This is a genomic window from Flavobacterium sp. RHBU_24, from assembly GCF_046613695.1.
In the GTDB taxonomy this organism is placed as follows: Bacteria; Bacteroidota; Bacteroidia; order Flavobacteriales; family Flavobacteriaceae; genus Flavobacterium.
The window spans coordinates 35,029-46,258 of sequence record NZ_JBKJHD010000024.1 but is presented as its reverse complement, the minus strand read 5'-3'; the positions used below and the strand labels follow the sequence as shown (position 1 = coordinate 46,258).

Below are 11,230 nucleotides of genomic sequence, written 5' to 3'. Positions count from 1 at the left end.
GACTTTGTTTGTGTTTGGATTACAGTTAACTAAAGCTATTAACTAGCAACTTGAATTACTTAATTAGGTGTTGCAGTTTGAGTCAAAAAAATGACGGTTTCGCGCAGAACCTCAAATAAATTTTAGCCTGAATTTTACCTTTCAACAGATTTAATTGTTTTTTGCCGAAAAAACGTGCTGTTTCAGACAAACAGGATTTTACCTATTGGCTAGTTTGGATTTACGTTTATAACTTTACCTCACACCGAACGACTACAGCGTTCATAACAGAACCTGAACACTACACGAATTATTGTTGGTCACATAACCTTAAACTTTAAGGAATGATCATTAAAAAAGTCTTTACAGAATTTATTACAATACTACTGGTTAGTTTGTTTCTTTATACAGCGCTAAGCAAATTCCTTGACTTTAAAGGTTTTGTTTATGACATGAATAACCAGCCGTTTCCAGACTCGTTAACACCAATACTAGTGTGGTCTACTCCTTTTTTTGAAATAGGCATAGTAACCGCCCTCGTATTTAAAACAACAAGGGAAGTTGGCTTTTTCGCCTCAACGCTTCTTATGGGCTTATTCACTATCTATACGGCAATGGTCATGCTCAATGGGTTTGCCTACATTCCCTGTAGCTGCGGAGGTATAATTAAGCACCTGACATGGCCGCAGCACCTTGTCTTTAATATGTTTTTTCTGGTCATAAGCTTCGTAGGGATAAGATTGAACCGCAGGTATGATCAGTTACGAATAATGCGTGGCCAGGCCACTTAAAAATACATTCCGGCCGGGATTAGGGTAAGCCGAAAACCTTACAGAGTAGGCAAAAAATTTCCAATTATTTACATTATGAAAAGATTTCAGATTATGCTTATAGCAGCCGTTGTGTTTGCTGTAGGCAGCGCGTTCACTACCGCAAAGAACAGCAAAACTGCTGCGGTTGATCTTTACTGGTTTAGTACCAATACGGCTGGGACAGTTATTACATCTCCGTCTATTCCCGACGTCGCGGAGCCACTTGCAACAAATCGCACAACTTGCCCCAATGCAACGGGCGCATTATTCTGCGGTCGAGGCTATACCGAAGCACAGACTGATCTGGATGGCAGCGGTAACCGTGTTTTGAAATCCTCTACCAACATAATCTCGGGTTCTCCTGCTAAGAAGAACAATTAACAGGTATTCACAAAGGATATAGATTGCGGTTATGCTCTCTATATCCTTTATTCTATATGTAAGTTAACACTTGTTAGTTTCATTTTTTAGTCAGTGCAGTTACCTTGTATTGGGCACCTATTTATCTGAAATAACCAAAACTGGCATCGTTGCTGAGTTTTCTTTCAGGATTAGCCCGAACTTCTTCAATCGGTTATTGTATTCTTGGTAATTTTCATTTTCTGCTAAAGCCAAAGATATATTGACATTTCCTTTAATTCCTGTTTCATCTTTGATAAGCGGCCCCACCTTATTACGTGCTTGTATATAGGAGGTTAATAGCTCAACAGGCCGATTTTGAAACATAAAAAAGCTTTCATCATCCGCCATTTTGTAAGTAGCTGTTTGTTCGGTAGTGCTTTCAATTGAACCATCGTAACCAATATCCTTTACCAACGCAAGATACCGGACTGGTAATTGCTGGACGGTTATATTAATCTTGAAAAAACGTTCTAAATCGGTTCTCATAAAGGCAAATGCTTCATCCCATCTATAATCTGAAGGAATGATAAGTTCATAGCACTTGACATTTCGCTGTATCCATTTGGAATATGCCGTATCGAGATAATCTAAAGAAAGCCAAAAAAATCTATCTTTATCTTTAGCTTTAATTAACAATTGCTTATTATAGACGTCGGAATCGAAGAATCCGTTTGGTACATACAGATGGTCTGTTAAATAGCTTATTGTATCACTTAATGAGGTTTTAATTAGCTCTAAAAGTGTCTTATTAGGCATTGTTATTCTTGTAACAGAACTATCCTTATAAAACACATTACCAGCCTGCACACCATTTTGAAATCCCGACATTGAAGATTTGTATAATAATTGGCGCGATGAACTATCCATATTCTCTGCAAATAAGACATCTCCTTCTTTATAATCTGGGTCCAGGGTTTGCATTGTCCAATCAACAGGCAATCCTTTTAAAAATTTATTAATCACTCCTTCATTAACGAAAGTCTCATCAGTGGTGGCTCTTAAAATGCCCTCTTTATCAATCCAAATCTCATGAGGTATTCCCAAAAAAGGGAATAACGCCTTAAATGCTTTTTCTTCCTCAAGAGTATACACCACAGTGGGCAATTTCAATTCAAATTCGGTACCCTTACGTGCCTTCAGGAATTTAACGGTAGGGCCCTCAAGACTATAAGATACCGGTAATATCAAAAGCTCATCACCAAATAACTTTTGAAGCTTTTCCATTTTGGGAAAAGCTGCGATACATGGGCCACATCCTACAGACCAAATATCAAGAATGACCGCTTTACCTTTCAGTTCCCCCAAGCTTACACTTGGCTTGCTGTATTGCAAAACCTTAGAAAAGAAAAAGTCGGGTACCTTTTCGCCGATTTTTACAGGACGGATTTTTTTGGTTTGCGCATTACAAACCTGTGTCATGGAACTAAATGCCGATAGAACGATGAGGAAATTATATAAGTGAATTTTAAGCTTTTTCATATTATCTTTCATTTTCAGGTATGCCTGTTAAGGCGATTACATTGTTGGGAATAGGAAAAGTATACTTCGGGCTGTTAGGCGTAAGCGTATATGTTTTCCCATTAATTGTATGGTTTATTTCTTTAGCAAAGCGCGGATCTTATTTAGGCGGCGAAGGTCGCTCCAGCGCAAGCCCCGTAACACAAGCTCTTTTCTACGTTCAGAAAGGATAATGTCAAGGGCAGCCGTCCCGGTAGCACTTAAAGGGAAAAACGTTCCAGCTATCCAGCGCTTTTCAAGCAGAGTATTTAATACCTGCATAGCTTCAGTAAATTTTCCTGCCCTGGCAAGGCATTCCGATTTTATGAGGTATATCTCATCGGTTGCAATCCCCGAAAAAGGTAACGGCGATCCGTCATAACTTCCCCAGTAAGAATGGCCATTTCCATCATCAGACGGCATAAAGAATAAACTTTTCCTAAGATCATCATTTCTATATGATTGATAGAGGGCATTATCAATCCTTAAAGGAAAAAGCCAATTTTGCGGATCAGGCTGCATATGCTCGAAAAAATAACCTCGTCATTAAACATTGGTATAGGGTAATATTGGGCCGAGAGCGTATTGTAATCCATGAGGTCGCTTTTGAGGTTCAGGCATGAATCCGCGTAGGCTAATGCTAATGGGTAATCTTCCATAGAAAGGTACACTCTTGCAAGCAAACCGTAAGCCGCAACCTTTGATGGCCGGGTCTTTACTTTTGGCATTATAGGTAATAATCGTGCCGCCTCGCTAAGATCTGTGAGTATTTTGCTGTATGTTTCTTCAATCGTTGAACGGACGGTTGGCATGTTGACATCAGAAGTAATCCTGATTGGTATGCCCAAATCCCGGGAAGCTGTTATTGTATTGTAAGGCACGGCAAATGCCTGAGCCAATTGGTAAAAAGCATGCGACCTAAAGAACAAAGCGCTGCCTGCCACATTGTTAAACTTTTCCCTCTCAGGTGTACTTTCTAACTTAGCAGTGCCGTCCAGCACAACATTAGCGTAAAATACGACCCTGTATGGATTGCTCCAGTCAAGCACCGGTCCACTTTCATAAACTTCCTTTTATCAAGTTCGCTTATTCTAAAGCAATGTACAACTTCCGCAACTCGGTGAAAGAATGGATGAGCGAAGTACTGGAAGTGCTCTTTCAGGCGGCTGCCCTGTGTATCGACACGCTTAGGACGTTCCAGCTTGTGGTATTGGCGATACTTGGCCCGCTCGTATTCGGCCTCGCTGTTTTTGACGGGCTGCACCATACCCTTAGCGCTTGGCTTGCACGCTATATCAACATCTTCCTGTGGCTTCCGGTAGCCAATATCTTCGGGGCTATCATCGGGAAGATACAGGAGAAAATGCTCGAACTCGACCTTGCACAGATCGGCCAGCAGGGCGATACGTTCTTCAGCAAGCAGGATGTCGCTTACCTCATATTTATGATCATCGGCATCGTAGGGTACTTTACCGTCCCTTCGGTAGCAAACTACATTGTACATGCCGGTGGTGGCGCTTTCCAGCAAAAAGTAACCAGTGTCTTCAACAGTTCTTCGCAGGGTGTGGCCAGTACCGCGTCAATGGGTGCAGGTGCTTTAGGGGAACGGCTGGCGAGCGGGGCCGCCAATATGGCCAGTGCCCCATTTGATATAGCTGAGGGCTACCGGGGTGCCGGGCAGGGCAAGCAGGACACCTACCAACAGGATAAATTAAAAGGTAATTCATAAATAAAGGAGGAAACCATGTTCACAAAAATGAAGAATATTGATACGGCGGTACGCCATTTAAAGGCTTTCAGTATTACGGTGGTGATAAGCTGCGTGGCCATCTGCTGTTTTGCAATCTGGAAAAGCTTCAGCCTCGTTTCGGAAACACAGTCGCGTGTGTATATCCTTTCCGGGGGCAAAGCCCTTGAGGCGTTTTCGGCAGGCAGGAAGGATAACGTGCCGGTGGAGGCACGCGACCATGTGAAGACCTTCCACGAACTTTTCTTTACACTCGACCCTGACGACAAAGCCATTGAGGCCACTATAACCAAGGCGCTCTACCTGGCCGATGGCAGCGCTAAACGGGCGTACGACGACCTCAAGGAAAACGGTTACTACGCCGGGCTTATTTCGGGCAACGTCAGCCAGACCATCAGCGTGGATAGCGTAATGGTGGATGTCGCGGAATATCCCTACCGCTTCCGCTGCTACGGCACACAAAGTATTACCCGCCCAACGAGCGCGACCACGCGCAGCATGGTCACCGAAGGCGCGTTGCGCAATGTGTCGCGGAGCGACAATAACCCTCACGGCTTTCTGATTGAAAGGTGGAACACCATAGAGAATCGGGACTTAAAAACAACCGCAAGGAAATAAAAACAAGGCTATGGGATTATTCAACAGACAAAAAAAGGGGGCAGCACCCCCGCAAAGAAATGTGGTAGGCGAAACGCTTCGCAGCTTTACTGTAAAAGCCACAACAGCCTGGGCAAACTGGGTGTCCCTTCGTACCGCAGGGCTGACAAAAAAAGGCTGGTTGACGGCGCTTGCCTGCTTTATACTGCTTATGGGAAGTTACAGCGGCTACCTGATCGTAAGCGCTTTTACCGGCACAGCCCCAATTTCGCTGAAGGTAGCTGCCATCCGTAAGCCTGCCCATACCTTCAACACAGGGGAAGCAAAAGCACAAGCGCGTATTTCCGATGCGGAATACCGGCGGATTGAAGGATTCCACAGGTACATGGACAGCCTTGCTACTGACCCCAAAGGCAGGAAGGCCTACGAAAGCATTATCGCCAAACGCCCCGGCCTGATGGATTCTATCCGGCAGGTCGAAAAATATTATCAGCAATCAAAAACAAATAAACCATGAAAAATCAAGAAATGACACCCAAAATGAAACGCCAGCGCAAATTCATGCTGGTACTGCCGCTACTGGTACTGCCGTTCATCACACTGGCCTTTTGGGCGCTCGGTGGCGGAAAAATGCAGGCCGCCGAAGCCAGCACGGCGCAAACTAAAGGTTTTAACCTTAACCTGCCGGACGCCAACCTGAAGGATGATAAGCCGATGGATAAGATGCGCTATTACGAAGAAGCGCAAAAGGATTCGGCGCGTATCCGGGGGCTGGAACAAAACGACCCGTCCCGCTTAAGCCAGGGGCAGCCCGAAGCCTTCGGCAATCCCTTTAAAGATAATCCCACAGCAGGTGGGCTGAATACTTCTGTAAGCGGAACCGGCCAGAGGAATGACCCAAATACTGCAACTATTTACCGTAAACTCGAACTGCTCAATAAGGAACTGAACAAACCGGCGATTGCCACGGGCAATAGCGATGCTTCAGCCCCCACGCCCCGTGGCGGGGCATCGGTCGGCACCGCTGACGTAGACCGCTTAGAAAAAATGATGCAGGCGATGAACGCATCCGGTGGGCAGGACCCTGAAATGGCCCAGCTCAACAGCATGTTGGAGAAAATTATGGACATCCAGCATCCGGAGCGGGTGAAAGAGCAGCTTGATAACGCTAAAGCGCAAAAACAGCAACAAGCCTACACGGTATCAACGGGTAATGATAAGGCGGTTACACTTTTGGATAATAATGTGTATTACCAAAATCCTGGAAATGGATTTTACGGGCTTGAAGATGACCTTACCAATACGACTGCCCAGAATGCCATACCTGCCGTGATCCATGAAACGCAGACGCTGACCAGCGGTTCCATTGTAAAGCTGCGCCTGCAGGCCGATATCAATGTGAACGGCGTGGTCATTCCCAAAGACAGTTTCATTTTTGGGACCGCCTCCCTTAGTGGCGAACGGCTGGGTATCGAGATCACCAGCATTCGCTCGGGCAACTCCATTTTTCCCATAGCCCTTGAAGTATTCGACATGGACGGGCTTGGAGGCATCCACATTCCCGGTGCTATCGCTCGGGATGTAGCCGCACAGTCGGCTGACCGAAGTGTGCAGGGCGTCGGCCTGACCTCCCTTGATGCGACATGGCAGGGACAGGCGGCAAGTGCGGGTATCGAAACAGCCAAAACGCTTTTCAGCAAAAAAGTCAAGCTCGTCAAAGTGAACGTGAAAGCAGGCTACCAGGTGCTCCTGCGTGACGCAAGGCAAAAGCAGGCAACCGTACAGATTAGTAATAACAACTAAAAACAGCAGATATGAAAACGATCAAAGCAGTAGTGATAACGGGGATATTCCTTCTCCTGAATATAGTGGCAGCAAGTGCCCAGACAGATATAAAGCCGGTTCCGGTTTTTATCACCGCAACAAAAACAACCAATATTATTTTCCCGCAAGCCATCATCAGCGTAGACCGCGGCAGCAGGTCGATACTGGCGCAGAAAGCCAAGGGCGTTGAAAATATTTTGCAGGTTAAAGCGGCAAGGGATAGTTTCCCGGAAACCAACCTCTCGGTGATCACTGCCGACGGCAGGCTGAATTCCTTTGTGGTGAATTACAACAGCCAGCCCCAAGTACTTAACCTTTCAATTGGGGAAAGTACGGTTAGAAACAGTATTACGTTCTCGGAAGCCAACTATAATAAAGCAGAAGTCACACGCTATGCTAAAGCAGCTTTACATAAAAAGACTAACGGGGCGGTTGCCCGCGATAAAACGGCGGGTATCCGGTTTGCGGTACAGGGCTTCTTCATCCACGACGACGTGATCTATTGCAGGCTCGAAATTGAGAACCGTACTAATATCGGTTATGATATCGGCCAGCTTCGCTTCTTCATCCGTGACCAGCAAAAGGCAAAGCGCACCGCCACGCAGGAAATCGAGGTCACGCCGGTACTTGCTGAAAACAGCACAGAAACGGTAAAGGCGAACGCTACACAGGCCATAGTTTTTTCCCTTCCAAAATTTACCATCCCCGATAAAAAATACCTGGTCCTCCAGCTGATGGAAAAGAATGGCGGCAGGCATCTGGAAGTGCGTGTGAAGAACAGGCAGCTCGTCCGGGCAAGGCTTTTACCATAAAGAAAAAATTATGATAGTAGCACAGCAAGATTACAGCATAGTAATGGAAGACCTTTTGGCGCTTCATAAGGAAGGGTTTTCCCACATGGCGTACCCTGAGGGCATACCCTTAAAAAGGGCATGGTCGGATGAAGTTATGACTTTTGATAACCAGTATGACGCGGCGGAGTTTTGCCATGACAACACCAGCGACAGGGATATTTTCAATTACCAGCCGGTATGGCCACTGTACAGGGCAATGGAAAAAGGCCTTGATTCGCCTGAACTTCTTAGCATCCAGGGCGGCATGGTTGACCTTTCCGCATTACTGCGGGATTATTACCAAGTAGAATCAGAAACGATTAAACATAAAAATAACATGGACATGAACCAGAAAAATTTGGATTACCTGCAAGACCAGGTAAAGTACACAGGCTTTGGCGAGGAATTGCGAAACGACCTGAAACAGAAAATAGAAAAAGGCGGCGACGATTTCAAGTTGCAGCACAGCACCAAATTCGGTAACGATACGGTTGAGGCGACGTTGAACTTCAGCAAGTCCAAACAGAGCGAGATGTACTTTTTCAACTCGTATAATGTGAGCCTGCAAAAGGATGGCAGCGCTGAAAAACTTGACCAGACCTTTTACATCAACAAGGGTAATAACATCACCCTCAAAGAAGCCTATAACCTGATGGAAGGGCGCTCAGTGCATAAAGAGTTGACGGCCAAAGAAGGTGAAAAGTATAATTCCTGGGTGCAGCTCGACTTCAAAAATAGCGATGATAAAGGCAATTTCAAACTGAAGCACTACCATGAGAATTATGGCTACGACCTGGAGGCTGCGGTTTCAAAACACCCTATAAAAGAACTGGGCCGCGACGATTTTAAAGACAGCCTGATGGACAGCCTTAAAAAAGGGAATGTACAATCGGTAACCTTCCAGGTGGACGGAAAAGAGCAAAAGCATTTTATAGAAGCCAATCCCCAATTCAAAACCGTTAACGTGTATGACAGCGACATGCAAAGGCTGGGCAGCCGCGAATCGAAATCTGAAAAACAATCGCAGGGTGAAAGCCAGGATAATAAACGTGCCGCTAAAACGGACGTTAAGGATGCGGAAATGGTTGGGGATGATGCACCGAAAGCTGATGCCAAAAAGAAGCGGGGACAAAAGGTGTAAGTGATGGACAGGTCAAAGCCCTTATCGGATTTCTTTACAGCTATCGAGAAAGATGGCCGTATCGGTACTACGCACATCAGCGTTTACGCGGCGTTGCTGAAATACCGCCTTGATAAGGGCTTTGACAATCCTATACAGGTGTTCGGGCGTGACATAATGCGGATCGCTAAAATATCATGGCCGAATACATTTTACAGGTGTGTAAACGACCTGAGCGATTATGGATATATCCGTTACATGCCCTCTTTTAAAAAGACGGAAGCGAGCAGGATATATTTTCCGGAATAAGGGAGTAATTAGTAAAAGTCAATCTAATAACGTGGGTATGGAAAATGTGGTAACGAAAGATGACTTAAGGCAATTTGGGCTGGTATTGTTGAATGATATCCGCCAAGTCGTCGAAAAGACTAATGAGCAACAAGAAAGCTCGCTTCATCCCGAATGGCTGAAAAGCAAGGTGGTGCGCAGGCTCATGGATATGTCGGCCGGTACGTTGCAAAACCTGCGTATAACAGGTAAGATAAGGTACAAAAAGATATTGGGCTCGTACTATTACAATAAGTCTGATTTGCTGAACCTTTTTAACGAATAGTGGCATGATGCGCGATGAATTATTGGTATACCTCGCTCTTTTTGAGAAAGACGAGAGGCTATCGGTATGGCATTTTGCACTGTTGACGGCTATCCTTATTTTGGGATATCGGCAGGGGCAAAGGAAAGTAATAAAGGTAAGCAGGAGTAAAATCATGTCCCTTTCCCATATAAGTACTTTACCGACCTATCATAAGTACTTTAAAGAGCTACAGGAAATGGGATACATAACGTACCGGCCCTCTTATCATCCGGGATATCGGAGTGAGATAGAATTAATTAAGCCTTAAAGATCGTTTCTTTAAGGCTTAATTATTATGGTTTAAAATTTTTATGAGGCCTTGTTAAGTAGTCCTAATTTCTTCTTCATCTCATTTAGTTCAGCTTCCATCCTCATAATTGTATCTATCGATACTTCGGCAGAAGGGGTTTCTTTTTGTATCAGTTTTTGCTTTAATTCCTTCATGCTAACACCAATGTTTTGCTGCTCTGTAATAGCATATTCTTCCGTTTGTTTAACCGATTGGTGTCCCAGCATCTCTTTTACAATATGGATGGGGACATTGTTTGCAAGGGTAACGGTACTGCCAAATGTCCGGCGTGCCTTATGGGTATTGAGTTCACAGGTGATACCAACAATACCGGCTATTTCTTTAAGATACGCGTTCATTTTTTGATTCGAGCGTACCGGAAGTACACAACCTCGTTTACGGCAAACAGGATGGCTTTTATACTTCTCGATAATCTGAAGCGCTTTGGGCAACAATGGGATATTGGTTTCAGAGCTTGTTTTTTGCCGCGCAGACATAATCCATAACTCTCCGTCGATGCCCGGCTTTATATCTGTCGGTTTTAATTGGAAAGCATCAATATAGGCAAGGCCTGTATAGCACTGGAATATAAATATATCCCTTACTTCTTCCAGGCGGGGTACAGTAAACTTATGTTGTTCGATTGCCCGAAGGTCAGTAGCACTTAAAGGCTTTTTATTGGTTTTTACCTTCTTTCCTTTATAACGGTTGAAAGGGTTGCTTGCGATAATTTCTTTATCCACCGCCCGCAAGACGATTTTCTTAAAGTTTGTAATATACTTAACAGTGGTATTATTGTTGCAGTTTTTTACGGTCCTCAGGTAAAAATCATAGTCTTTCACAAATTCAAAGTCCAGGTCCCTAAAATCAATATCCTCTAAACTGTATTTGTACCTCAGGTATTCTTTAACATGTGACCTGGCGGTAATGAAACGCTGGTACGTACCATAAGCGTAATCACCTCTGTCTACCAGCGCCAACATTTCCCTGTTATGCAAATCAAACTCTTCTAAAACTTTGACCTTGGGGGCAATTTTTCCGGTTACAAAGTCCATAAGCTTTTGTACTGTAACGGGTTTATTATTCTGCACCAGTTCAGTCGCAAACTGTGTAAGCCGATAGGTCAGCGTATCAAGATAATAGTTAATTGTCCTTGCGTCTTCCTTAGTTCCGGTGGCACGCTCAGATTTCTGATGCCATCGGTTGGGGTCCCATTTCTTCTTTGTTGATGTTTCCTTTCGCACACCATCCACCGTAATTCTAAGGTAGATATACCTGTAGGATGTTTCCTTTTCCGGGGTCTTCATGAAGAAGTTTAACCCGAAGCTGCTCTCTAACATAATGTAACTTTTTAAATTATTATTAAATGTCGGAATACAGCGTTCTTAAGTCAAGTCGTTAACGTGCTTTACATGTTGATATACAGTACGTTATATCGCTTCCAGTGGCAGTTTTTTTGTTGAAAAAAAACTGCCACTATTCTGCCACAAAACTTT

General features: G+C 44.5%; 14 protein-coding genes. 10 read left to right on the top strand and 4 right to left on the bottom strand.

Annotated features, from left to right (window positions below):
- The first annotated feature begins 323 nt into the window (after nucleotides 1-323).
- Together ACLI09_RS16840 and ACLI09_RS16835 are read left to right on the top strand one after the other, a co-directional pair.
- On the top strand, nucleotides 324-770 hold the full coding sequence (locus ACLI09_RS16840) for a MauE/DoxX family redox-associated membrane protein (RefSeq protein WP_411420813.1): 447 nt from the start codon (nucleotides 324-326) through the stop codon (nucleotides 768-770).
- Nucleotides 771-845: 75 nt separating this feature from the next.
- Entirely contained in the window at nucleotides 846-1,172 is a 327-nt protein-coding gene (locus ACLI09_RS16835) for a hypothetical protein (RefSeq protein ID WP_411420812.1), read from the top strand.
- A 117-nt stretch (nucleotides 1,173-1,289) separates the two neighbouring features.
- Here the strand turns inward: ACLI09_RS16835 and ACLI09_RS16830 are convergent, their stop codons facing one another.
- The 3 genes from ACLI09_RS16830 to ACLI09_RS16820 all read right to left on the bottom strand — a co-directional run bounded on the left by ACLI09_RS16830 (nucleotide 1,290) and on the right by ACLI09_RS16820 (nucleotide 3,739).
- Nucleotides 1,290-2,672, bottom strand: a complete 1,383-nt coding sequence (locus tag ACLI09_RS16830; RefSeq protein ID WP_411420811.1) for a TlpA family protein disulfide reductase — start codon at nucleotides 2,670-2,672, stop codon at nucleotides 1,290-1,292.
- A gap of 114 nt (nucleotides 2,673-2,786) precedes the next feature.
- Nucleotides 2,787-3,113 (bottom strand): RagB/SusD family nutrient uptake outer membrane protein, encoded by a 327-nt coding sequence (locus ACLI09_RS16825; RefSeq protein WP_411420810.1) that lies wholly within the window; start codon nucleotides 3,111-3,113, stop codon nucleotides 2,787-2,789.
- Between the two features lie 62 nt (nucleotides 3,114-3,175).
- Nucleotides 3,176-3,739: a RagB/SusD family nutrient uptake outer membrane protein gene (locus tag ACLI09_RS16820; RefSeq protein ID WP_411420809.1), complete on the bottom strand. Its 564-nt coding sequence runs from the start codon at nucleotides 3,737-3,739 to the stop codon at nucleotides 3,176-3,178.
- A 50-nt stretch (nucleotides 3,740-3,789) separates the two neighbouring features.
- Between ACLI09_RS16820 and ACLI09_RS16815 the strand changes: the two genes are divergently transcribed.
- The 8 genes from ACLI09_RS16815 to ACLI09_RS16780 are packed head-to-tail and all read left to right on the top strand — an operon-like array spanning nucleotide 3,790 to nucleotide 9,424.
- Nucleotides 3,790-4,419 carry a hypothetical protein gene (locus ACLI09_RS16815; RefSeq protein ID WP_411420808.1) on the top strand — a complete coding sequence of 210 codons (630 nt, stop codon included), beginning with the start codon at nucleotides 3,790-3,792 and terminating at the stop codon, nucleotides 4,417-4,419.
- 27 nt (nucleotides 4,420-4,446) lie between these two features.
- A complete protein-coding gene (traK, locus tag ACLI09_RS16810; protein WP_411420807.1) occupies nucleotides 4,447-5,055 on the top strand; it encodes a conjugative transposon protein TraK in 609 nt (202 codons plus the stop codon).
- Between the two features lie 10 nt (nucleotides 5,056-5,065).
- A complete protein-coding gene (locus tag ACLI09_RS16805) occupies nucleotides 5,066-5,551 on the top strand; it encodes a hypothetical protein (RefSeq protein ID WP_411420806.1) in 486 nt (161 codons plus the stop codon).
- Nucleotides 5,548-6,837 (top strand): conjugative transposon protein TraM, encoded by a 1,290-nt coding sequence (gene traM, locus ACLI09_RS16800; protein WP_411420805.1) that lies wholly within the window; start codon nucleotides 5,548-5,550, stop codon nucleotides 6,835-6,837. The genes ACLI09_RS16805 and traM overlap by 4 nt, the downstream gene beginning before the upstream one ends.
- Nucleotides 6,838-6,848: 11 nt before the next feature.
- Nucleotides 6,849-7,670, top strand: coding sequence for a conjugative transposon protein TraN (gene traN / locus ACLI09_RS16795; protein ID WP_411420804.1), 822 nt, complete (start codon nucleotides 6,849-6,851; stop codon nucleotides 7,668-7,670).
- Between the two features lie 10 nt (nucleotides 7,671-7,680).
- Nucleotides 7,681-8,832 (top strand): hypothetical protein, encoded by a 1,152-nt coding sequence (locus ACLI09_RS16790; RefSeq protein ID WP_411420803.1) that lies wholly within the window; start codon nucleotides 7,681-7,683, stop codon nucleotides 8,830-8,832.
- Between the two features lie 3 nt (nucleotides 8,833-8,835).
- A complete protein-coding gene (locus ACLI09_RS16785; protein WP_411420802.1) occupies nucleotides 8,836-9,120 on the top strand; it encodes a hypothetical protein in 285 nt (94 codons plus the stop codon).
- Nucleotides 9,121-9,157: 37 nt separating this feature from the next.
- On the top strand, nucleotides 9,158-9,424 hold the full coding sequence (locus tag ACLI09_RS16780) for a DNA-binding protein (protein WP_411420801.1): 267 nt from the start codon (nucleotides 9,158-9,160) through the stop codon (nucleotides 9,422-9,424).
- Between the two features lie 330 nt (nucleotides 9,425-9,754).
- Here ACLI09_RS16780 and ACLI09_RS16775 read toward each other — a convergent pair whose 3' ends face one another.
- Entirely contained in the window at nucleotides 9,755-11,074 is a 1,320-nt protein-coding gene (locus ACLI09_RS16775; protein ID WP_411420800.1) for a site-specific integrase, read from the bottom strand.
- Nucleotides 11,075-11,230: the final 156 nt, after the last annotated feature.

What these genes read in the sequence shown, in the direction of transcription:
- ACLI09_RS16840 (WP_411420813.1), top strand. Translation starts at nt 324, where the DNA reads ATGATCATTAAAAAAGTCTTTACAGAATTTATTACAATACTACTGGTT.
- ACLI09_RS16835 (WP_411420812.1), top strand. Translation starts at nt 846, where the DNA reads ATGAAAAGATTTCAGATTATGCTTATAGCAGCCGTTGTGTTTGCTGTA.
- ACLI09_RS16830 (WP_411420811.1), bottom strand. Translation starts at nt 2,672, where the DNA reads ATGAAAAAGCTTAAAATTCACTTATATAATTTCCTCATCGTTCTATCG.
- ACLI09_RS16825 (WP_411420810.1), bottom strand. Translation starts at nt 3,113, where the DNA reads ATGCCGTCTGATGATGGAAATGGCCATTCTTACTGGGGAAGTTATGAC.
- ACLI09_RS16815 (WP_411420808.1), top strand. Translation starts at nt 3,790, where the DNA reads ATGTACAACTTCCGCAACTCGGTGAAAGAATGGATGAGCGAAGTACTG.
- traK (WP_411420807.1), top strand. Translation starts at nt 4,447, where the DNA reads ATGAAGAATATTGATACGGCGGTACGCCATTTAAAGGCTTTCAGTATT.
- ACLI09_RS16805 (WP_411420806.1), top strand. Translation starts at nt 5,066, where the DNA reads ATGGGATTATTCAACAGACAAAAAAAGGGGGCAGCACCCCCGCAAAGA.
- traM (WP_411420805.1), top strand. Translation starts at nt 5,548, where the DNA reads ATGAAAAATCAAGAAATGACACCCAAAATGAAACGCCAGCGCAAATTC.
- traN (WP_411420804.1), top strand. Translation starts at nt 6,849, where the DNA reads ATGAAAACGATCAAAGCAGTAGTGATAACGGGGATATTCCTTCTCCTG.
- ACLI09_RS16790 (WP_411420803.1), top strand. Translation starts at nt 7,681, where the DNA reads ATGATAGTAGCACAGCAAGATTACAGCATAGTAATGGAAGACCTTTTG.
- ACLI09_RS16785 (WP_411420802.1), top strand. Translation starts at nt 8,836, where the DNA reads ATGGACAGGTCAAAGCCCTTATCGGATTTCTTTACAGCTATCGAGAAA.
- ACLI09_RS16780 (WP_411420801.1), top strand. Translation starts at nt 9,158, where the DNA reads ATGGAAAATGTGGTAACGAAAGATGACTTAAGGCAATTTGGGCTGGTA.
- ACLI09_RS16775 (WP_411420800.1), bottom strand. Translation starts at nt 11,074, where the DNA reads ATGTTAGAGAGCAGCTTCGGGTTAAACTTCTTCATGAAGACCCCGGAA.